Source organism: Paenibacillus dendritiformis (assembly GCF_021654795.1).
In the GTDB taxonomy this organism is placed as follows: domain Bacteria; phylum Bacillota; class Bacilli; order Paenibacillales; family Paenibacillaceae; genus Paenibacillus_B.
Map to the genome: position 1 here is coordinate 2,360,180 of NZ_AP025344.1, position 22,796 is coordinate 2,382,975.

21 protein-coding genes are annotated in these 22,796 nt (G+C 54.2%); all 21 read left to right on the forward strand.

The window, feature by feature from the left end:
• The first annotated feature begins 219 nt into the window (after positions 1-219).
• The 21 genes from sleB (at position 220) to L6439_RS10390 (ending at position 22,604) form a co-directional block, all read left to right on the forward strand.
• Positions 220-969: a spore cortex-lytic enzyme gene (gene sleB, locus L6439_RS10290; RefSeq protein ID WP_168181025.1), complete on the forward strand. Its 750-nt coding sequence runs from the start codon at positions 220-222 to the stop codon at positions 967-969.
• A gap of 270 nt (positions 970-1,239) precedes the next feature.
• The gene (gene yfmF / locus L6439_RS10295) at positions 1,240-2,523 is read left to right on the forward strand and encodes an EF-P 5-aminopentanol modification-associated protein YfmF (protein ID WP_168181026.1); all 1,284 of its coding nucleotides are present in this window, start codon (positions 1,240-1,242) and stop codon (positions 2,521-2,523) included.
• Positions 2,524-2,526: 3 nt separating this feature from the next.
• Complete coding sequence (gene yfmH / locus L6439_RS10300; protein ID WP_213469638.1) at positions 2,527-3,810, forward strand: EF-P 5-aminopentanol modification-associated protein YfmH; 1,284 nt, start codon at positions 2,527-2,529, stop codon at positions 3,808-3,810.
• A 116-nt stretch (positions 3,811-3,926) separates the two neighbouring features.
• A complete protein-coding gene (gene ymfI, locus L6439_RS10305) occupies positions 3,927-4,673 on the forward strand; it encodes an elongation factor P 5-aminopentanone reductase (protein WP_168181028.1) in 747 nt (248 codons plus the stop codon).
• A gap of 101 nt (positions 4,674-4,774) precedes the next feature.
• Positions 4,775-5,029 (forward strand): DUF3243 domain-containing protein, encoded by a 255-nt coding sequence (locus L6439_RS10310; protein ID WP_168181029.1) that lies wholly within the window; start codon positions 4,775-4,777, stop codon positions 5,027-5,029.
• Between the two features lie 237 nt (positions 5,030-5,266).
• Positions 5,267-6,031 carry a DUF3388 domain-containing protein gene (locus L6439_RS10315; protein WP_168181030.1) on the forward strand — a complete coding sequence of 255 codons (765 nt, stop codon included), beginning with the start codon at positions 5,267-5,269 and terminating at the stop codon, positions 6,029-6,031.
• A 50-nt stretch (positions 6,032-6,081) separates the two neighbouring features.
• Entirely contained in the window at positions 6,082-6,999 is a 918-nt protein-coding gene (locus tag L6439_RS10320; RefSeq protein ID WP_213469639.1) for a helix-turn-helix domain-containing protein, read from the forward strand.
• Between the two features lie 155 nt (positions 7,000-7,154).
• A complete protein-coding gene (locus L6439_RS10325) occupies positions 7,155-7,319 on the forward strand; it encodes a hypothetical protein (RefSeq protein WP_006678365.1) in 165 nt (54 codons plus the stop codon).
• 103 nt (positions 7,320-7,422) lie between these two features.
• On the forward strand, positions 7,423-7,917 hold the full coding sequence (locus tag L6439_RS10330; RefSeq protein WP_213469640.1) for a YajQ family cyclic di-GMP-binding protein: 495 nt from the start codon (positions 7,423-7,425) through the stop codon (positions 7,915-7,917).
• 364 nt (positions 7,918-8,281) lie between these two features.
• Entirely contained in the window at positions 8,282-9,610 is a 1,329-nt protein-coding gene (gene rimO / locus L6439_RS10335; protein ID WP_213469641.1) for a 30S ribosomal protein S12 methylthiotransferase RimO, read from the forward strand.
• Positions 9,607-10,185, forward strand: a complete 579-nt coding sequence (gene pgsA / locus L6439_RS10340; RefSeq protein WP_168181034.1) for a CDP-diacylglycerol--glycerol-3-phosphate 3-phosphatidyltransferase — start codon at positions 9,607-9,609, stop codon at positions 10,183-10,185. Before rimO ends, pgsA begins: the two co-directional genes overlap by 4 nt.
• A 129-nt stretch (positions 10,186-10,314) precedes the next feature.
• On the forward strand, positions 10,315-11,571 hold the full coding sequence (locus L6439_RS10345) for a competence/damage-inducible protein A (protein WP_213469642.1): 1,257 nt from the start codon (positions 10,315-10,317) through the stop codon (positions 11,569-11,571).
• Positions 11,572-11,815: 244 nt separating this feature from the next.
• Entirely contained in the window at positions 11,816-12,874 is a 1,059-nt protein-coding gene (gene recA, locus L6439_RS10350; RefSeq protein ID WP_168181036.1) for a recombinase RecA, read from the forward strand.
• Between the two features lie 154 nt (positions 12,875-13,028).
• The gene (locus L6439_RS10355; protein ID WP_168181037.1) at positions 13,029-13,691 is read left to right on the forward strand and encodes a RecX family transcriptional regulator; all 663 of its coding nucleotides are present in this window, start codon (positions 13,029-13,031) and stop codon (positions 13,689-13,691) included.
• 326 nt (positions 13,692-14,017) lie between these two features.
• The gene (gene rny, locus L6439_RS10360; protein ID WP_168181038.1) at positions 14,018-15,565 is read left to right on the forward strand and encodes a ribonuclease Y; all 1,548 of its coding nucleotides are present in this window, start codon (positions 14,018-14,020) and stop codon (positions 15,563-15,565) included.
• Positions 15,566-15,636: 71 nt separating this feature from the next.
• A complete protein-coding gene (locus L6439_RS10365; RefSeq protein ID WP_213469643.1) occupies positions 15,637-16,431 on the forward strand; it encodes a TIGR00282 family metallophosphoesterase in 795 nt (264 codons plus the stop codon).
• A gap of 370 nt (positions 16,432-16,801) precedes the next feature.
• The gene (locus L6439_RS10370) at positions 16,802-17,062 is read left to right on the forward strand and encodes a stage V sporulation protein S (RefSeq protein ID WP_006286829.1); all 261 of its coding nucleotides are present in this window, start codon (positions 16,802-16,804) and stop codon (positions 17,060-17,062) included.
• Positions 17,063-17,171: 109 nt separating this feature from the next.
• The gene (locus L6439_RS10375; protein ID WP_168181040.1) at positions 17,172-18,131 is read left to right on the forward strand and encodes a dipeptidase; all 960 of its coding nucleotides are present in this window, start codon (positions 17,172-17,174) and stop codon (positions 18,129-18,131) included.
• A gap of 209 nt (positions 18,132-18,340) precedes the next feature.
• On the forward strand, positions 18,341-20,074 hold the full coding sequence (locus L6439_RS10380) for a 2-oxoacid:acceptor oxidoreductase subunit alpha (protein ID WP_168181041.1): 1,734 nt from the start codon (positions 18,341-18,343) through the stop codon (positions 20,072-20,074).
• A gap of 2 nt (positions 20,075-20,076) precedes the next feature.
• On the forward strand, positions 20,077-20,943 hold the full coding sequence (locus L6439_RS10385; RefSeq protein ID WP_168181042.1) for a 2-oxoacid:ferredoxin oxidoreductase subunit beta: 867 nt from the start codon (positions 20,077-20,079) through the stop codon (positions 20,941-20,943).
• 1,091 nt (positions 20,944-22,034) lie between these two features.
• Complete coding sequence (locus tag L6439_RS10390; protein ID WP_213469644.1) at positions 22,035-22,604, forward strand: phosphate propanoyltransferase; 570 nt, start codon at positions 22,035-22,037, stop codon at positions 22,602-22,604.
• Positions 22,605-22,796 lie beyond the last annotated feature (192 nt).

Genomic DNA, 22,796 nt, shown 5'->3' on the forward strand with positions numbered 1-22,796 from the left:
AGAACCATTCTTGAAAAGACGCTGCGGCGTCTTTTTTTTGCAGCCAGGAAAGCCTGCAAGCCGTGTCTTCGGATACATGCAATATCGCATGATCCATCCCGGCTTAGCGCCCGCCCGCCGCATCGCCGAAGCGGTCAGGGTGAATAGAAAATGCTTGGTTTTCTCATAATAAAGTTGCCAATCCTGTCAAATTCACAAGAGAGAGGTAGACGTTAGGCCATGAGAAAACACATGATTTGGATTACGATGTGTATGGTATTCGTTCTGTTCGGCGCTTACCAGTACAAGCATATGACGGAAAACGCGCCCACCTTCAGCGGCGCGGTGCTAACGTACGGTTTCAAGGGAGAAGACGTAATTGAGCTTCAGGGCCGCCTGAAATTCCTCGGCTTCTATTACGGCAATGTTGATGGCATCTTCGGCAGTAAGACGGGGGACTCCGTCAAATGGTTCCAATCGGAGTTCGGACTTACGGTGGACGGCATTGTCGGACCGAAAACGAAAGACAAGCTCGTCAAGGCGACGAAGAACTGGAAGCCGGAGACGGCCCCGAGCGGCAAGCCGGCACCGAGCGGCAAGCCAAGCAATATTAGCGGCTCGAATGCGCTGGGATTGTCAGAGAACGATCTGAAGCTGATGGCCAATGCGGTGTACGGCGAAGCCCGGGGGGAGCCGTATGAAGGCCAGGTAGCGGTTGCTGCGGTGATTTTGAATCGAGTCAAGTCGCCAAGCTTCCCGAATACGGCATCCGGCGTCATCTTCCAACCGGGAGCCTTCACCGCCGTAGCGGACGGACAGATCTGGCTTGAGCCGAATGAGCGGGCGCGTCAGGCCGTCCAGGATGCGATCAATGGCTGGGATCCTTCCGGAGGGTGCTTGTACTACTTCAATCCGGAGACCGCGACGTCCAAATGGATCTGGACACGGCCGCAGGTGAAGACGATTGGAAAACATATCTTCTGTATGTAATCCATGACGAAGAAGCAATGGTCTGAGCGGCCGTTTGCTTCTTTTGTTCAAATAGAAGCGAGTCCGGGATCCTGTCTCGGCTTTGCTTGTTTTTTGGCCCAGAAACGCTTTCCGTCATTGCAAAGGCGAAGGCGTTTCTGCTTGTCTCGCCGCTGCCCGCAATTTATTATAGGACATGCTCATGCAAAACAGGTATACATCGGGTGCGCAGCGAATATAACATGCATGACATCAGCCGTGCATCGTACACGGAAGAAAAGGGGTAAGTACATGGAGAAGCAACCGACGTTCGAACGAGGAACGGTCAATGGGATTCGCATTCACGTCATGCCGACAAAGCGGTTCAAGACCTATGCGATCGCCGTCTACATGGGCGCGCCGCTGCAGGAAGACACGGTTACTCCGCTGGCGCTGACGCCGTTCGTGCTCCGCCGGGGAACGGAAGCGTACCCGGAGACGATCCGGTTCCGCGAGAGATTGGATGAATTATATGGAGCCGGCTTCGGCTTCGATATTTATAAGCGCGGCGATTATCAAATCGTGCAGTTCCGAATGGACGTCATCAACGATGCTTTTGTGCAATCGGCCGATTCCTTGCTGGAGAAAGCATTTGAATTTTTGGGCGGATGCATCACCGCGCCGGTAACCCAGGACGGCGTCTTTCGTTCGAAATATGTGAAGGAAGAAAAAGTGACGCTGACGCAGCGAATCGAAGCGATCGTCAATGACAAGATCCGTTACGCGGCGGAGCGCTGCATCGAAGAAATGTGCAAGGAGGAGCCTTACCGTCTTCATGCTCTGGGCAACCGCCGCGAGCTTGAAGGCATCGATGCCCCCTCGCTCTACCGGCATTACCAGCAATGGCTGGAGCATTCGGCGATCGATGTCTATGTGATCGGGGATACGAGCCTGGAGGAGGTCGAACGGCTGGTCACGGAATCTTTCCGCATCAACCGCGCAGGAGAGACGCCTTATGCCCGCTCGATTCCGGTGCCGCGCACGGGAGAACCGAACACGGTTGTCGAGAGGCTGGAAGTGACCCAGGGCAAGCTTAATCTCGGTCTTCGCTCCACGATAACCTATGCCGACGACGCATACCCCGCCGCTCTGCTGTTCAACGGCGTTCTTGGCGGATACCCGCATTCGAAGCTGTTTATCAATGTCAGAGAAAAGAACAGTCTCGCTTACTACGCATCGTCAAGGCTGGATGGCCATAAAGGGATTTGCGCCATTCAATCGGGAATTGAATTCCAGAATTATGAGAAGGCGAAGCAGATTATTTTGGAGCAGATCGAAGCGATGAAGTCGGGACGCATCGACGAGAAGGAGCTGAAGCAGACAAAGGCGATGATTGCCAATCAGCTCCGGGAAATCGGGGATTCGGCCTTCGAAATGATCGGGTTCGACTTCAACCGCGTGCTGTCCGGCAAGGAGCGGACGACATCGCAGTTGATCGCCGCCACGGAGCAGATGGAGGCATCGGCCATCCAGGCCGCCGCCGAGACGTTTCATGTCGATACGATTTATTTTTTGCGCAACCGGGAGGAGGTATAAGGCATGGAACAACGCCGTTATTCCCAACTACAGGAGACGCTCTATTACGAGCGGATGGACAATGGGCTCGACGTCTATGTGCTGCCGAAGCCCGGCTTCCAGAAGACGTACGCGTCCTTTTCAACCAAGTACGGCTCGATTGACAATCACTTTCGGGTAGAAGGACAGGAGGCCGTCAAGGTGCCTGACGGGATTGCCCATTTCCTGGAGCATAAAATGTTCGAAGAGCCGGAAGGCGACATCTTCTCCACCTTCGCGGAGCAGGGGGCTTCGGCCAATGCGTTCACGACGTTCGATCGGACCGTCTACTTATTCTCTTCCACCAGCAATATCGAGAAAAATGTGGAAACGCTTGTCGATTTTGTGCAGCGTCCTTATTTTACGGATGAAAATGTGGAGAAGGAAAAGGGAATCATCGCCCAGGAAATCAATATGTACCGCGATAATCCAACCTGGCGCGTCTACTTCGGGCTCATTGAAGCAATGTACCAGATTCATCCTGTCCACATCGATATCGCCGGCACGGTAGACTCGATCGGCACCATTACAAAAGAAACGCTCTATACCTGCTACCATACGTTCTATCACCCAACCAATATGCTTCTCTTTATCGTCGGCGGCGTCGAACCGGAACGAATGATGGCCTTAATCCGCGAGAACCAAGCCCGCAAATCTTTTGAGCCGCAGGGCAAGATCGAACGCATTTTTGACGCCGAGCCCGAGACGGTGCGCGAAGCCCGCAAAGTAGCGAAGCTGCCGGTCTCGCTGCCGCGCTGCTACTTCGGCTGCAAGGAGCCGAAGCCCGGCCTGAACGGCCGTGCGCTGCTGGAGTATGAGATTGCGACGCGCATTATGATGGATTTGCTCCTGGGCTCCAGCTCGGAGTTGAACCAAATCTTATACGAAGAAGGGCTGACGACGGATTCCTTCGGAAGCGAGTTCAACTGCAGTCCCGATTACGCCTTCTCGATAATGGGAGGGGAGACGAAGGATCCGGATAGCCTGGTGGAGCGGGTCCGCGAGCTGGTGGACGATGCGAAGAAGACGGGGTTCAAGCCAGATTCCTTCGAACGCATCCGCAACAAAGCGATCGGCGCCTATTTGCGAATGCTGAATTCGCCTGAGACAATTGCGAATGAATTCACGAAGTTTAAGTTCCGGGATGCGGATTTATTTGATATACTTTCCGTATACGAATCGCTGACACTGGAACAGATTCACCAACGGCTGCAGGATCATTTCGATTGGAACCGTCTGGCGATCTCGATCGTAGAGAAGCCGGACTGAAGCATGAATACACTTCGAATGGCGCGGCTCTTCGAAGGTGAAGGAGGAAGGCGTGCCTGGGGGCGCGCCTTCTGTTCTGATTGCCAGGTGGGCGGGAACAAAGGAGTGCATGACAGATGAAAGCTTTGGCAGACACCTCGGTGCTCATTACCGGAGCAAGCCGCGGCATTGGCGCCGCGATTGCGCACAGGTTCGCTTCCGTCGGAATGAAGGTTATCATCCATTACTTGAACTCGCATGAAGCCGCCAACGAAGTCGCGAGAACCTGTCTTGCCTGCGGCGGCGATGCCATTACGATACGGGCGGATCTCCGTTCCGCCGGCCAGATCGATCGCATGAAGGCCAAGCTGGACGAGTTGGGCTATACTCCCGATATTTTGGTGAACAACGCGGGAACCGCTTATTATGGCTTGTTCACCGATGTGACGGAGGAGGAGTGGGACGACTGCATGAACATCAATCTGAAGGGAATGTTCCTCTGCACTCAGCGCTTCGCACCCCATATGATCTCGCAAAAGTACGGACGAATCATTAACGTTTCCTCGGTATGGGGGATTACGGGGGCTTCATGCGAAGTGATGTACTCCACGGCCAAAGGAGGCGTCAATGCCTTCACGAAATCATTGGCCAAGGAGCTGGCTCCATCCGGCGTCACCGTGAACGCCGTGGCTCCCGGGGCCGTGGATACCGATATGCTGAAGCATTTGGATACGTCGGAACGAAGCGCTCTGGAGGAAGATATCCCTGCTGGCCGCTTAGGCACGCCGGACGAAATTGCCTCGCTTGTTTATTTTTTGGCTCTGCCGGAGTCCGGCTACATTACCGGCCAGATCATCAGCCCGAACGGGGGCTGGCAGACGTAACCCGAGCGGCAGCCAGCTTGCTCCATGCATAATTCCTGCTCCGGAGGACCATATTACGACTGTTGACGCATTATTTTAATTAGCCACAAGGAGGCGTTCTCATGTCATCTGTATTGAAAAATTTCGACACGTGGAAAAAGTTTCTCGGCGAGCGCGTCAAGCAGGCAAAAGGACTCGGAATGAGCGAAGATACCATCTCCAATCTGGCCTATGAAATCGGTTCTTTCCTGGAGGAGAAGGTTGACCCGCAAAGTCAGGAAAACCGGGCGCTTAAGGAATTGTGGGAAGTCGGGAACGAGCAGGAGCGGAAAGTGCTGGCAAGCTTGATGGTCAAATTGGCAGAACGCCATAGTTAAAAAGCACTGTTGAATAAAGGAAGGAAGTTCTGTAAAGAGCTTTCTTTCTTTTCATCTCAAAAAAATATGATCGGGAATACATGTCATATAAGCTGACAATCTGCTATAATGGATATGTCCGCCAAGCGGTAATTTGTGACCGCTTTTTCTTATTTGTTCGGTGAAGCCAGGTGGAATTTGCGTGCCGAGTATTGTAGAATGAAAACGGCGGAACTGTATCCGCGGACGAGGTGCGTCATGGAGTACAAACAGTGGTATATGGAATATAAAATACATAAGAACCGCCCCGGATTGCTGGGTGACATTGCGTCTCTCCTAGGGATGCTGGAGGTCAACATTTTGACCATTAACGGGGTAGAAGATAAGACCAGGGGCATGCTTCTTCAGACCGATGACGACGAGAAAATCGAAATCATGGGCAAGATGTTGAAAAAAGTCGACAATATTACGGTGTCCGCGCTGCGGCAGCCTCGGCTGGTGGATATTTTGGCGGTGCGCCACGGGCGTTATATCGAGCGCGATTCGGACGATCGGAAGACGTTCCGCTTTACAAGGGACGAACTTGGCCTGCTCGTCGATTTCCTTGGCGAAATTTTCAAACGCGACGGCCATCAGGTGATTGGCGTTCGCGGCATGCCGAGAGTAGGCAAGACGGAGTCCATCATTGCCGGAAGCGTCTGCTCCATGAAGCGCTGGTCCTTCGTTTCTTCGACGCTTCTGCGCCAGACGGTGCGAAGCCAGATGTCCGAGGACGAGATGAATGTCAACAATATTTTCATTATCGACGGCATCGTGAGCACCATTCGGTCCAATGAACGCCACGCGGCCTTGCTGCAGGAAATTCTCGGGATGCCGTCGACGAAGGTCATCGAGCACCCGGATATTTTCGTGAAGGAAACCCGCTACGACTATGATTTCTTCGATTATATCATTGAATTGCGGAACAGCCCGGATGAAGAGATTACATATGAGTCTTTTACGGCGAATTATTATGATTTTTAAATAGGATAAAAGCACCAACCGGACAGAGATTTTGCGCAGGAGGTGAAAATGTGTCGGAATTGGGGCAGTTGTTAAAAAAGGCCAGGCTTGAAAAGGGCCTCACACTGGATGACGTTCAAGAAGCGACCAAAATCCGCAAGCGTTATCTGGAAGCGATAGAAGAAGGGGATTACAAAGTGCTGCCGGGCTCGTTCTACGTACGCGCCTTCATTAAGACGTACGCGGAGACGGTGGGCTTGAATCCGGATGAGCTCCTGCAATTTTATCGCAACGATATTCCCGCTCCGGAAGTGGAGACAACGGTAGAGCCCATGATTCGGAAGAAGCGCCGTGCTGTTCATTCGGACAAATTCGGGCGCTGGGCGACGACGATTTTAATGTGGGCATTTTTGGCCCTGATCATCGTGATTGTGTATTTTTATGTGGTGAACAACAAAACGCCGGATAATCAGACATCTGACAATTCCGGAATTATAAGCGGCACTCCTGCTCCTGGGCAGACCACGCCGGGCAACGGCGCTCAGACTCCGTCCACGGGCAGCGGCGGCGGAACGAAGGAGCCGGAGACAACGGCGCCGCCGGTCGAACCGGAGAAGGAGCCAATCGTCGTGCGCACGTCGGCCAACGCATTTGACTATGCCGTCGCATCGCCGGAAGCCGGCAAGGCAGAGGCCGAGATTGCCGCGACAGGCCGAAGCTGGATCTCGGTGCGGGAAGGCAGCGGCCAAGGCAAGATATTGTTCGAGGACACGGTTGACGCCGATTTCAAGCAAACCTTTGAAATCCCGGAAGCGGGATTGTATTTCCGATCCGGAAGAACGGACAATACGTCCATTACGGTATTCGGCCAGACGCTGGATGACGGTAATTCCTCCAATAACCCAACCAATGTCATCGTCAAGGTCGTCTCCTATGAGGAGGCGGAGAAGCTGGCGGCGGAAGGCGGGGACGCTTCCGGAAGCCAGTAACCAGTAACTAGAGCGCAACCGGCTTGGACCGTAGCTCATTCAAAGAAAGAGGAGCTGGCGCCCGCGCCTTCCTCGGCGATCGCATAATCCCACCTGAACGGGAGAGAATAATGTTGCGGCTTACGTTTATTCTCTCCGGAAGCGAGGTGTCGAACATGGCAGTAAGTTGGATCGTTACAGGCTTGGGCGTCATTGTCAGCTTGTTGGGTTATTACTTGACTCCGAGCGCATGGGGCTACGGAATTTTGGGCTTTGGGCTGGCGCATATTGTGCTTGGCGTGCTGGATATGTTCCGCGCTCCTTCGCGCAGCCGTTACTAAATGCCGTTAACAGCACAGGCATTCCTTTATGCTGAACCGCGGAGGAGTGCCTTTGTGCTGTATTTATACTATGGTTGTTCATGTACTTTAGAGAAAGGGAGAGATGAACGTGGCCGAGTACTCATTTGATATCGTATCGAAGATGGATATGCAGGAGTTGAATAACGCCGTCCAGCAAGCGGTGAAGGAGATCGGGGGACGGTATGATTTCAAGTCCAGCAAAAGCGACATCTCGCTGGACAAAAATGAACTGGTCGTCCTGTCCGACGACGAATATAAGCTGAAGAGCGTGCTCGATATTCTTCAATCGAAAATGATAAAACGGGGATTGTCGCCCAAAAATATGCAATATGGCAAAATCGAGCCGGCTTCGGGCGGTACGGTCCGCCAACGCATCCAGCTGAAGCAAGGCATCGAGCAGGATATCGCCAAAAAAATCAACATCTTGATTCGAGACTCCAAGTTGAAGGTGAAAAGTCAAATTCAGGGCGACCAGCTTCGGGTAACCGGCAAAAACAAAGATGATTTGCAGGCCGTTATGCAATTGCTGAGAGAAGCCGATATTCCATTGGATTTGCAATTTACGAATTACCGCTAAGATAATGGAAACATGCCGGGAAAGCATATGCTTTTGGAGAGTGAATCCAAGGTTCCATGTCGATTGCCTTCCTGCATAACTTCGTGATCATAATCGGACAAAGCCCTTCATCCCTGTCTATAGGAGAGAGATGGTGGGCTTCTCCTGTTTTTTTGACGAGGAGTGAACCGTGTATTATACTGATGAGATAGAAAAGGCGTTTAAATATCGTCTCTTATTGCTAGAATAAATATACATGGATTGGTTATGAAGATGCGTAACATCCATAATTGTTCTTGAGCCGTTATACACATTTATTGCTATTCAAAGAGCCTTATATACGGCCTTTATTATTGCTGCTGCAGATGGGTTGGGGGATGTATACATGACAGAACAAATCAAAATCGTAACGCTGGGCTGCGACAAAAACTTGGTGGATTCCGAGATTATGTCCGGAATAATGGATCAGTACGGGCATGAATTGGTAGAAAACGCGGAGGATGCGACCGTCATTATCGTCAATACTTGCGGCTTCATCGATGCAGCGAAGGAAGAATCGGTCAATACGATTTTGGAACTGGCAGACTTGAAGGAGACCGCCCGCCTGAAGGCGCTCATCGTCTCCGGATGTCTGACGCAGCGATACAAGGAGCAATTGTTGGAGGAAATGCCGGAAATCGACGGGATCGTCGGCACGGGGGATTTCCACAAGATTAACGATATCGTCGCTGAAGCGCTCCAAGGCAAGAAACCGGTCCGCGTTGGCAATCCGGTATTCAATTATGAGCAGATCTTGCCGCGCAAAGTCGCCACGCCGCGCTATACCGCCTATGTCAAAATCGCGGAGGGCTGCGATAACAATTGCACCTTCTGCAGCATTCCGATTATGCGGGGCAAATTCCGCAGCCGCTCGATGGAATCGATTCTGGCCGAGGTCAAGCAACTCGCGGAGCAAGGCGTCAAGGAGATCAGTCTGATTGCGCAAGACTCCACCAACTATGGCGTCGATCTGTATGACGGCTTCAAGCTGCCGGAATTAATGAACAAAGTGAGCGAAGTGCCCGGCGTCGAGTGGGTTCGCCTGCATTATGCGTATCCGGGATTTTTCACGGAAGAGCTGATCGACATGATCGCCGTGAATCCGAAGATCTGCAAATATGTCGATATGCCGCTGCAGCATAGCGCGGACACGATTCTGAAGCGGATGCGCCGGCCAGGCCGCCAGCGCGATTCCCGCGAGCTGGTTCGCAAAATCCGGGCCCGGATTCCGGAAGTGGCCCTCCGCACTTCGATTATCGTCGGCTTTCCGGGCGAGACGGACGAAGATTTTGAAAATTTGGCTTCCTTCGTCCGCGAAATGAAATTCGATCGCCTCGGCGTCTTCACTTATTCTCCGGAAGAAGGGACAGCGGCCACCAGGCTTCCGGATCATGTGCCGGATGAAGTGAAGGAATGGCGCGCGAATACGCTGATGGAGATCCAGCGCGAAGTGTCGAAGAACGTGAATGAACGCCATGTCGGCCGCACCCTGGACGTGCTGGTTGAGCGCTATGACGGCCGCAACGACGTATATATCGGACGTTCGCAGTACGATGCGCCGGAGATTGACGGCGAGGTATTCATCTCGAACTGCAAAGTGAACATCGGGGAGATCGCCAAAGTTAGAATTACGCATGCACTGGAATTTGATTTGGCCGGGGAGGGTGTCTTGTGAATCTGGCGAACAAGATCACGTTAACTCGCATATTTCTTGTGCCGATCATGATGTTCTTCTTGCTGGTGAATTTTGATTATTTGCCGCCGATTCAGATAGAAGACTTCTATATAACGTATAATCAGATTATCGCGGCTCTTATCTTCATTATTGCGGCCAGCACCGATGGCGTGGACGGCTATATCGCCCGCAAGCGCAAGATGGTGACGAACCTGGGCAAGCTGCTGGATCCGTTGGCAGACAAGCTGCTGGTGGCCGCCGTTCTCATCTCGCTGGTAGAGATGGGCAAATGCGACGCCTTGATCGCGATCGTCATCATCAGCCGCGAGTTCGCCGTTACGGGGCTTCGCCAGGTAGCTCTGCTGGAAGGGACGGTCATGGCGGCGAGCAAGTGGGGGAAATGGAAGACGGCCACCCAGATTACCGCCATCGTCGCGATGCTGCTGAACAATTTTCCGTTTGTTCTGGTGGGCATTCCGTTCGACGTGATCTCTACCTGGATCGCTGCTATCATTACGATCTATTCGGGTATTGATTATTTTGTCAAAAATAAAAGTGTGCTTCATTTCTCGTAGCCTGTCTGCAGGACAATAGGCGCTTTTTCCCGTCTGGACCAGTGTGGAAAAAGGCCTATTTTTTCTTGGATGGAGTGCGGTATGATTCGAAATGTGCACGTATGCTGAACAGAAAAGGGATGATGTGGGATGAATGCGGAAATCATTGCCGTAGGCACCGAGCTGCTGCTCGGCGAAATCGTCAACACGAATGCGCAGTTTATTTCGCAGCAATTGGCGCTGCTTGGCATCGACGTTTATTTTCAGACGGTGGTCGGAGATAATCCGCATCGGCTTCGCCATGTGCTTGAGACAGCGAGAACCCGTTCGCGGCTCATTATTTTGACCGGCGGCCTTGGGCCGACGATGGATGATATTACGAAGGATATCGTGGCCGAACTGCTGGGACGGAGAACCTTCCTGGACGAAGCGGCGGTGGGCAGGATGGAGCAAATGTTCTCCCGCCGGGGCACGCCTATGGTGGAGAGCAACAAGCGCCAGGCGATGGTGATCGAGGGGGCCGCGGTTCTGCCGAATGCGACGGGGCTTGCGCTTGGCAGCGCGCTGTTGGCGGACGGAACGGCCTTCATCCTGCTGCCGGGACCGCCGCGCGAGATGAAGCCGATGTTCGAGCAGGAAGTCATTCCGTGGCTGCGCGGCAGCGGATTGCTGGACCATTCGGTGCTGCATACGCGGAAGCTCAAATTCGCGGGAATTGGCGAGTCGAAGCTGGAGGATATGCTCCGCGACCTGATTGAGGCGCAGGACCATACGACGATTGCCACTTATGCGAAGGAAGGGGAAGTGCTGGTCCGCCTCGCGACGAAGACGGCGGATGAACAGGAAGCGGCGCAGCGTCTCGGAGAGACGGAGTCGGCCATTATAAGCCGTATCGGGGAATATATGTTCGCGGCGGAAGATATCTCTCTGCCCGAGGCGCTGCTCCACCTGATGAGCGAACGGAACCTTACGCTGTCTGCGGCCGAGAGCTGCACCGGCGGCTTGTTCGCCGAGATGATGACGTCCGTGCCGGGAAGCTCTGAGGTGTTCCAGGGGGGTGCCGTCACGTACTCGAACGAGATGAAGGAGCGAATCCTCGGCGTTCCGCACGAGCTTCTCGAAGGGGAGCAGGCGCCTGGAGCCGTCAGCGCCGAGACGGCGAAGGCGATGGCGGAAGGGATGCAGGACATCGCGGACACCGACTTCGCGATCGCGATCACGGGCGTCGCCGGACCGGGCCATTCCGAACGGAAGCCGGTCGGCCTCGTCTATATCGCCATCGCCGAGAAGGGGAGAGACACGCAGGTCGAGGAGCTTCGCTTGACGGGAGACCGTTCGACGATTCGTCTGAGAACGGTGAATGCGGTCATGTACCGGCTGTGGAGCCGTGCCCGTCAGCATGGCTAAGCTTGACCGGTTTGGCGGAAGCCGTTACAATTGAATGGACGGAAGAACCGCAGCAAGGCGCATGCCGCTTTTGTTGCGGTTTTTTGCGTCCAAGGGGAGGAGGATGCTGAAGAACGTTCCTTTTATGGAATCTTAAGGTAAAGACTGCCGTGAAAAAAACGAATGTATGTTCGAAAAAAAGCTTGGCAAACGGATCGAAAGACGGTATGATAGAGGTATCAAATGGAACAAAGGAAGTGAGTATGTGTCAGATCGCCGCGCTGCATTAGAAATGGCATTGCGCCAAATCGAGAAACAATTCGGTAAAGGTTCGATCATGAAACTTGGCGAGTCCAACCACATGCAGGTTGAGATTGTGCCGAGCGGATCGTTGGCACTTGATATAGCTCTTGGAATCGGCGGATTGCCAAGAGGACGGATTATTGAAGTCTATGGACCGGAATCTTCCGGTAAGACGACGGTTGCGCTTCACGCGATTGCCGAGGTGCAGAAGGTTGGCGGACAAGCTGCGTTCATCGACGCGGAGCATGCGCTCGATCCTGCATACGCGAGCAAGCTTGGCGTGAACATCGACGAGTTGCTTCTGTCCCAGCCGGATACTGGGGAGCAGGCGCTCGAGATTGCCGAAGCGCTCGTTCGCAGCGGCGCGGTGGACATTATCGTCATCGACTCCGTCGCGGCTCTCGTGCCGAAGGCGGAGATTGAAGGGGAGATGGGAGATTCCCACGTCGGTCTGCAAGCGCGTCTCATGTCCCAGGCGCTTCGCAAATTGTCCGGGGCGATTAGCAAGTCCAAGACGATCGCGATCTTCATCAACCAGCTTCGCGAGAAGGTCGGCGTTATGTTCGGCAACCCGGAGACGACGCCGGGCGGCCGCGCATTGAAGTTCTATTCCACGATCCGGCTGGATGTCCGGCGGGTGGAGACGATCAAGCAGGGCAACGACATGATCGGGAACCGGACACGCATCAAGGTCGTGAAGAACAAGGTCGCGCCTCCATTCAAGCAGGCGGACATCGATATTATGTACGGCGAAGGGATTTCCCGCGAAGGAAGCATCGTAGATATCGGCACGGAGATGGACATTATTCAGAAGAGCGGGGCCTGGTATTCGTACGAGGGCGAGCGTCTGGGCCAAGGCCGTGAGAATGCGAAGCAGTTCCTGAAGGAAAATCCAGAGATCGCGCTGACGATCGAGAACAAGGTTCGTGAAGCAAGCAATTTGTCGACGGTGGTCCGGAACCATTCCGAGCATGATGCCGAAGAGGCGGAGGATGCTCTGGAGCTGGAACTGGAATCGTAAGCCTGTTTCTGGAACAAGCGCCTTCCTGTGAGGGCGCTTGTTTTGTCATGTCCGTGTACATAAGGATGCGGGGAACGCGAAATCATGCGCGGATGCGGCGAAGTCAATGAATGATGGCTTTGCGGGCGAGGGCGCAGACAGGAGGAGCAGACGGATGAACAAGCAGGAACGCATCCTGACGATCATGCGGGTGGAGCAGGATCGAACCCAGCGAGGGCGCTATGTCCTGCATTTCGACAGCGGCGAGTCCCTCAACGTGCATGAGGATGTCATGATCAAGTACCGGCTTCTGAAGGGAGCGGACATCGCTCTCGACGCGCTTGACGATATCGTGCGGGCCGATGAGGGGAACAAGGCCTATGTGCAGGCGCTGCGCCATCTGCAGCGCAAGCCGAGAACGAGGATGGAGATCATCCGCCATCTGAGCCAGAAGGGCTATGAAGAAGGAATCGTACGGGAAGTCGTCTCGCGTCTGGAGGAAGAGCGTCTGGTGGACGATCGGGCGTACGCCGAACAGTGGGCATACGAACGAACGGCAATGCATGCGAAGGGGCGCCGCTTCATTGAGCAGGAGCTGAAGCAGAAGGGCGTGCCGGAGCAGCATATCGCCGCCGCCCTTACTTCTCTCGATCCGGAGGAGGAGCGGGACGGAGCTCAGCGCGCTGCGGCCAAGAAATGGCGCCAGACGCAGGGCGAGACGCATATGCGAAAGCAAAAAGTGATTGCTTTCCTGCTACGGCGCGGCTATCCGATGGACCTGGCCCGCCGGGCTGCCGAGGAGGCGGCGCAGGAAGCCGATGCGGAGGACGGCTTCTAAGCGAGCGGCTCCGGTTAAAGATATCGCTCTTCGCCGTCATTTGCTTGACAATATCTTTTCATGAATAATAAAATGAACATGTATCTTTATTATCGCGAAATCAGTTTCCACTTCCAGAAATTGATTTCTACATGATTCATTTCGCCAATATCATGATTTCCGATTGGCCGCTTTCGGGCGGCGCTCGCCTTCGGGCGTGCACTTCGCCGGCGCTCATGCGTCGGTCCATGATACGAACCTGAATTTTGTAATGAAACACGTGAACAACTGAACAAATGAAACCTGTCCCAAGCAGTGCTTGGAGCAACCAACGGGGAGGTGAGGCAATGGAGATGAACATTTGGCTCGCGCTCGCTCTCGTTGTGGCCGCATTGATCTTGGGGTTTGGAATCGGGTACCTGATTCGCAAATCGCTTGCTGAAGCGAAGATAACGAGTGCCGAGCATGCCGCAGAGCAGATTATGGACAGCGCGCGCAAGGAAGCGGAGGCACTGAAGAAGGAAACGGTGCTCGAAGCAAAGGACGACATCCATAAACTGCGCACGGAAGCGGAGAAAGACATTCGCGAGCGCCGAAATGAAGTTCAACGTCTGGAAAGACGCGTCGTACAAAAAGAAGAGTCACTGGATAAAAAGCTGGAGTCGCTGGAGCGCAAAGAAGAACAAATCACTTCCAAAGAAAAGCGCATCGAGGAGACCCAGCAGCAGGTTGAACGGACGCTGCAGCAGCAAGTTGCGGAGTTGGAACGGATCTCGAATCTGACGATGGAAGATGCGCGGAGCATTATCCTCTCTAATGCGGAGCAGGAGGTGCGGCACGAGACCGCGCAGATGATCAAAGATATCGAGCAGCAGGCACGCGAAGAAGCGGACAAGCGCTCACGCGAGATTATTACGCTTGCAATCCAGCGCTGCGCCGCCGATCACGTAGCAGAGACGACGGTCTCTGTCGTGGCATTGCCGAACGAAGAGATGAAGGGCCGGATTATCGGCCGCGAAGGCCGGAATATCCGTGCGCTTGAGACACTGACAGGAATCGATCTGATTATTGACGATACGCCGGAAGCGGTGATTCTGTCCGGATTCGACCCGATACGGAGGGAGATCGCGCGGACGGCCTTGGAGAAGCTGGTCGCCGACGGGCGCATCCACCCGGCTCGAATCGAGGAAATGGTGGAGAAGTCCCGCAAGGAAGTCGACGAGCGCATCCGCGAATACGGGGAGCAAGCGACGTTCGAGGTCGGAGTGCATGGTTTGCATCCGGATCTGATCAAGATTCTGGGACGTCTGAAGTTCCGTACGAGCTACGGTCAGAATGTGCTCAAGCATTCCATGGAAGTGGCTTATCTCACCGGCTTGATGGCGGGAGAGCTGGGCGAAGATGTAACCTTGGCACGCCGTGCCGGGCTGTTGCATGATATCGGAAAAGCGCTGGATCACGAGGTGGAAGGATCCCATGTCGAGATCGGCGTAGAGTTGGCGAAAAAGTATAAAGAACACCCTGTAGTCATTAACAGCATCGCATCCCATCACGGGGATTGCGAAGCGACATCGGTTATCGCAATGCTGGTGGCAGCGGCGGATGCGCTGTCTGCGGCCAGACCGGGAGCGCGTCGTGAGACGCTCGAAACCTATATCAAACGACTGGAGAAGCTGGAAGACATTTCCGAGTCGTTCGAAGGGGTGGAGAAATCGTATGCCATCCAGGCTGGACGCGAAGTTCGCGTCATGGTCCAGCCGGAAAAGATTGACGATGCGGAAGCGTACCGTCTCGCTCGGGAGATTACGAAGAAAATCGAGAGCGAGCTGGACTATCCGGGTCATATCAAGGTAACGGTCATCCGCGAGACCCGTGCGGTAGAATATGCGAAATAAGCAAAAGCTATAGCGTACGTGCGAGAAGTGGCCTTCTGGGCCACTTCTCCTGATTTAAGGAGGACCCAGTCATGAAAGTCTTATTTATCGGCGATATTGTGGGCAATACGGGACGCAAGGCCGTGAAGCAGCTGCTCCCGGAGCTGAAGCAGAAATATAACCCGCATATCATTATCGCCAATGCGGAAAACGCCGCCGGAGGGCGGGGCGTCACGGCCGCGATCGTGAAGGAGTTCCTTGATCTGGGGATTCACGGCTTTACGATGGGGAACCATACGTGGGACAATAAGGATATTTTCGAATGGATTGACGAGGAGCCGCGGATGGTCCGTCCCGCCAACTTTCCGGAAGGTACGCCTGGCAGAGGGCATTGCGTCATCAAAGCCAATGGCAAGGAGCTTGTCATTATCAATTTGCAGGGGCGGACATTCCTCCCGGCCATTGACTGTCCCTTCCAAAAGGCGGACGATATTTTAGAAGGCGTCGGCAAAAAGCCGCGCGCCATACTCGTCGATTTCCATGCCGAAGCGACATCGGAGAAGATTGCGATGGGCTGGCATCTTGATGGCCGCGCTTCGTTGGTCGTAGGCACGCATACGCATGTCCAGACGAATGACGATACGATACTCCCGAACGGTACGGCCTATTTGACCGATGTCGGCATGGTCGGTTCGCGGGAAGGCGTGCTTGGCATGGAGCGGGAAGCGGTGCTGCGCAAATTCAGGACGCAGCTTCCGGTAAGGTTCGTCGTCGATGAAGGCAAGTGGCAGTTCCACGCGCTGGTCGTTGAAATTGATGAATCGACCGGCAAAGCGACGAAGCTGGATAAAATCCGCATTCGCGAAGGCGAATGGGTGATGAGCTAGGACAGTTTGGAACCCGGCGCCGGCGATGGTGTCGTACGGAGGGGCTGCCCTATCCCGGCAGGTGGCCGCCGCCCGGCTATTGCGTGAACAGGAACCGATAGCTTGGCCTTGCGCCCGGAAATGACCTGGAAAGAAACAGAGGAGCCGGCCTCGCCCGGCTATTCGCGTGGATGGAACAGAGGAGCCCGGCTTTTTCATGAATAGACACGGATCAGCCCGTTCGCTGTCCGGCTTTCGCATGGTTAGGAACGGAATAATGCTGTCACCGCACCTTCTCTGCACAGGGACTGAAGATGACAGGAATTTTTGGCTCGCTTGTGAATAGATTGTAATAGTGGAGTCAACCATCATTCCCGAGGAGGTACTTTCCATGGAAGTATTAAAGGTGTCAGCTAAATCCAACCCGAATTCCGTCGCGGGCGCATTGGCAGGGGTGCTGCGTGAACGCGGAGCGGCCGAACTGCAGGCGATCGGAGCGGGCGCATTGAATCAGGCGATTAAAGCAGTTGCGATTGCACGAGGATTCGTCGCTCCAAGCGGGGTTGATCTGATTTGCATTCCTGCATTCACCGATATTGTCATTGACGGCGAAGACCGTACGGCAATTAAATTAATTGTCGAGCCCAGATAAAAAACGGATACATGGAAATGACCGGGGAACCTTACTCTGCCTGTTTACGATGTAAGCAGGTTTTTTGCTTTCCATGATGGGACACGCCACGCAGAAAGGATGATGCCAAATGAACGCCCGTATTATCGATTTTCATTGCGATGTTTTATACAAGATGCTCTACCGCGGTACAGGCTGCTTCGAACGGGAAGCGGATTTTGACGTCACATTGCCGCGCCTGAAGCAAGGGGGTGTCGGCATGCAGGTGTTCGCGGTTTTCCTGGAAGATTCCGCGCTGGCCGGGCCGCCGAAGTTTGCCCAGGTATTGCGGAGCATCGATCTGCTGCGCGAGCGCATCAACACCCTTCCCGGTATGCGTCTCATCCGTTGGCGGGACGATCTCGAGCAGTGGCAGCGGCAGCCGGAGCAGATCGGTACGCTGCTGTCGCTGGAAGGCGTGGACGCGCTGGAAGGGGACTTGATATATCTCCGCACCGCTTACGAGCTGGGGGTCCGCTTCATCGGACTGACCTGGAATCATGCGAACTGGGCGGTGGACGGGACGTTGGAGGATCGGCAAGCCGGCTTTACTGCGCTGGGCCGAAGCCTCGTGCGGGAATGCGATCGCTTGGGACTTGTCATTGACGTATCGCATTTGAACCGGACGGCATTTTGGGAGCTGCTTGAGCTGACAGAGCGGCCGATCTTCGCCTCTCATTCCAATGCGGCGGCTGTGCTCGAACATCCGCGCAATCTGACGGACCAGCAGATCCGGGCCATAATCGCTCGGGACGGAAGAATCGGCGTTACATTCGTGCCGCATTTCATCCATGAAGGGGACAAGGCTTCCATTGATCATTTGCTCCGCCATATCGAGCATATCGCCGCATTGGGCGGCGAGCGGCATCTGATGTTCGGATCAGACTTCGACGGGATCGACAAAAAGGTCGAGCGTTTGGAGCATGCGGGGCAATATACGAACTTATTAAATGAACTGCATAAAAGATACAGTCCGGATTTTGTAGAGCGGATTTCTTCTGCCAATGCATTATCGTTTCTCGCAGCCCATCTTCCCGAGCGCGAGCACTAACATGGATATTCATCTCGGCCGGGTATCATATCCATCGCAACTCGCTATCGGGGGAGAGGCAGAAATCGCTTGCTTTTTCAAGTACCCGGACATAGAATGAGAGTGACTCAACTATTTTCTAATATTTTACTTGTTATATTTTTTTGAAACTATTTATATCGCGGCAGTGAATATGGATGCGAGTCACTTTGCAAAAGGAGTGGGCGAGCTTGATTAGTCAATTATCTTGGAAAATCGGGGGTCAACAAGGAGAGGGTGTAGAAAGTACAGATCGTATTTTCTCAACGGCATTGAATCGTCTAGGCTATTATCTATACGGTTATCGTCACTTTTCTTCCCGAATCAAGGGTGGACATACGAATAACAAAATACGCATCAGCACAGAGCCAATCCGGGCGATATCGGACGACTTGGACATTCTCGTCGCTTTCGATCAAGAGACGATCGATCTGAACGCGAAGGAATTGCGGCCGGGAGGCGTTATCGTTGCCGATGCGAAGTTCGCGCCAGTCGTGCCGGAAGGAATCGATGCACGGCTATTTGCTGTTCCCTTCACCGCCATCGCGGATGAACTGGGCGCATCTTTGATGAAAAACATGGTTGCTTCCGGTGCATCCTGGGCCTTGCTCGGGTTGCCGCTGGACGTATTCAATAAGGCGCTGGAAGAAGAATTCGGGCGCAAAGGGCCGGCCGTCGTCGAGAAGAACGTGGAGGCCTCCCGCCGCGGGGCGGAATTTATCCTGGAGCAGGCCGGCGGCCCGTTGACCGAGTTCCAGCTTGAACCGGCCGACGGGAAGCAGAAGCTCTTCATGATTGGCAACGATGCGATCGGCTTGGGGGCGATTGCCGCAGGCTGCCGCTTGATGGCGGCCTATCCGATTACGCCGGCATCGGAGATTATGGAATACTTAATCAAGAGGCTGCCGAAGTTCGGCGGAACGGTCATTCAGACCGAGGACGAGATCGCTGCGGTTACGTTGGCCATCGGGGCCAACTACGGCGGCGTCCGGGCAATGACCGCATCCGCGGGACCGGGGCTGTCGCTGAAGGCGGAAGCGATCGGGCTGGCCGGGATGACCGAGACGCCGATCGTTATCGTCAATACGCAGCGCGGCGGTCCGAGCACCGGCCTCCCGACCAAGCAAGAGCAGAGCGACCTGAATGCGATGGTATACGGAACCCATGGCGAGATTCCGAAGATCGTCATGGCGCCGAGCTCCATCGAAGAGTGCTTCTACGATACGATCGAGGCATTTAACCTCGCGGAGAAATACCAATGTCCGGTTATCGTCATGACCGATCTTCAGCTCTCGCTGGGCAAACAGTCGTGCGAGCTGCTCGATTACGACCGCATCGTCATCGATCGCGGCAAGCTGACATCCGATCTGCCGCCTCTGGAGCAACACGGACAATTCAAGCGCTATGAATGGACGGAGGACGGCATTTCCCCGCGCGTTATCCCTGGGGAGAAGGGCGGTCTTCATCACGTCACCGGCGTGGAGCATAACGAGGTCGGTCGCCCGTCCGAGAGCGCGGCGAACCGGAAGAAGATGATGGATAAGCGGCTGCGGAAGATCAAGGGGTTGCAAATCACGAACGCGATTCATGCGGATACGCCGCACGATGAGCCGGATCTGCTGTTCGTCGGCATGGGTTCCATCGGCGGAACCATAGACGAGGCGCGCCGGAGACTGGAAGCGGAAGGAATCAAGACGAACCATATCACCGTTCGCCAGATCCACCCGTTCCCCGCGGAACTGTTCAAGCCGCATGCGGATCGGGCCCGTCAAGTGGTCGTCATCGAGAACAACGCCACCGGACAATTGGCGGATCAGATTCAGCTGCATGTCGGATGCAGAGAGAAGCTGCGCCGTGTCAACAAATATGACGGCACTCCGTTCCTGCCGTCCGAATTGTACAATCATAGCAAGGAGCTGGTCTAAGAATGGCTACGTTTAAAGAATTCCGCAACAATGTGAAGCCGAACTGGTGCCCGGGCTGCGGTGATTTCTCGATACAGGCGGCCATTCAACGGGCTGCGGCCAATGTCGGACTCGAGCCGGAGCAGTTGGCTGTCGTATCCGGGATTGGCTGCTCGGGCAGAATTTCCGGCTACATTAACGCTTACGGCTTCCACGGCATCCATGGACGCGCCTTGCCGATTGCCCAGGGCTTGAAGCTGGCGAACCGGGATCTGACCGTTATCGCCTCCGGTGGAGACGGAGACGGCTTCGCGATCGGGATGGGGCATACGGTCCACGCTATTCGCCGGAACGTCAATATTACGTACATCGTGATGGACAACCAGATTTACGGCCTGACGAAGGGGCAGACCTCTCCGCGCAGCGCCGTCGGCTTCAAGACGAAGAGCACCCCGGAAGGCGCAATCGAATCGACTTTGTCGCCGCTGGAAATAGCGCTTGCTTCCGGAGCGACATTCGTAGCCCAGTCATTCTCCAGCGATCTGAAGCAGTTGACCGCGCTGATCGAAGCAGGCATACAGCATGAAGGCTTTTCCCTTATTAACGTGTTCAGCCCATGCGTGACGTTCAACAAAATCAACACGTACGACTGGTTCAAGGAGCACATCATTAATCTCGACACCATCGAGAACTATGACCCGTCGAATCGCGTGATGGCAATGACGAAGCTGATGGAGACCGGCGGCATGATAACGGGACTCATCTATCAGGATACTTCCCGCCGCTCCTACGAGAATCTCGTCCCCGGCTTCCGGGAAGAGCCGCTCGCCCATCAAGATCTGCGGATCACGCCTGAGCAGTTTGACCAATTGGTATCGGAATTCAAATAACAAATCCCATTAAGGCATGCGTCGTAGGGCGCGTGCCTTATTTTATTGAGATGAGAGAAGGCTTCTTACCAGCTTACCGCCGCTGTTGCAGAAAATCGACGCCTCCTCCGACGCTGGGTTCTTATGCTCGCTATCCCATAGGCGCAGGAAAGTGGCCTTATAGTGAACGTTCACCAAATGTTCAGTACGCTAGGTGTGAAGGGACTGGGAGTTCACCGTCTCGGTTCTTTTGTGCGCTATCCCAATGAGGCAGGAAAACTGCTGTGAAGTGAACGTTCACCAAATGTTCAGTACGCTAGGTAGTGAAGGGATTGGGAGTTCACCGTCTCGGTTCTTATGCACGTTATCCCCATGGGGCAGGTGAGTCGCCATAGAAGAGAAAAGTTTATGAATTGTTCAGTCTCGCTGTCGTAAAGGATGCAGGTCCTTCAAACTCCATTCATCATTCTCCCATAGGTGCAGGAAAGTCGTTTTGAAAGCAGAATGCCCACTGGCGGTATGGATACTAGAAAGAGGGCGAAGCCTGACGGAACGGGATATCAAGCAAAAGGCAATGTACAAGCCTGACGGAACGGGATATCTAGCAAAAGGCAGGGTACAAGCCTGACGGAACGGGATATTGAGCAAAAGGCAGGGTAGACGTCTGACGGAACGGGATATTCAGCAAAAGAAATGTACAAGCCTGACGGAACGGGATATTCAGCAAAAGGCAATGTACAAGCCTGACGGAACGGGATATTGAGCAAAAGGAAATGTACGCGCCTGACGGAACGGAGCAATAAGGCCGTGTACAAGCCTGACGGAAGGGGATATTGAGCAAAAGGCAGGGTACACGCCTGATGGCATGGGACAATGACCAAAAGGGCACACACTTGACGCTTTGGGATGGATTTTGGAAAAAATACGGGTGTACGCCGACAGGGACTGCAAATGTTCGCTGGACGCTCTTTTTCCCATACGCATGCCGGCGGGCCGAGTAAAGAAGAAGGGAGAAGACGGTGAGGGTGAAAAGTCGACTTTTTGCGCGGGCGGGAGTATAATATGGAGTGGTACAAGATAGAGAGATCACAACAACGTGAGGTGGATGAGAAATGAAAACTGTACCCGTCGGCGTGTCAGGACGTCATATTCATTTAACACAACAAGATATTGAGACTCTGTTCGGAGCGGGCTATCAACTGACCGAGTTCAAGCCGCTGTCCCAGCCGGGGCAATTCGCGGCCAATGAGACGGTTGAAGTAATCGGTCCGAAAGGTTCGTTCAAAAAGGTTCGCATTTTGGGCCCTGCGCGTCCGGCTTCCCAATTGGAAGTGTCGCGCACGGATGCGTTTACGCTCGGAGTCAACCCGCCAGTCCGGGAATCGGGCAATATCGAAGGCACACCAGGCATTCTGGTTAAAGGGCCTGCAGGTGAAGTGGAACTGAAGCAAGGGGTTATTGTGGCGGCACGCCATATTCACTTCCATACTTCGGATGCCGAGAATTGGGGCATTCAAGACAAAGCTAAGCTTCGGGTTCGCGTAGGCGGCGATCGGGGCGTTATCTTTGAAAATGTGATTGCGCGGGTCCATGACAATTTCGCCTTGGACATGCATATTGATACGGATGAAGCGAATGCAGCCGGCGTGAAGAATGGAGACACGGCTGAAATCGTTGATTAATAGAAGCGGAAACATGGAATGCAGCTGCTCGATAGGGCGGCTGCATTTTTGCTGTGTTCCTTTTCAGAGGCCGAGCCGGCAGCAAGGGGCAAGGACTTTCCTTGCGCACAAGGCGTTCGGCTGGACGGGAACGGCGGCAGAGGTTTTTCTTGGCTTGGCTCCGCACATGGAATAATGCTATAATTTGTTGTA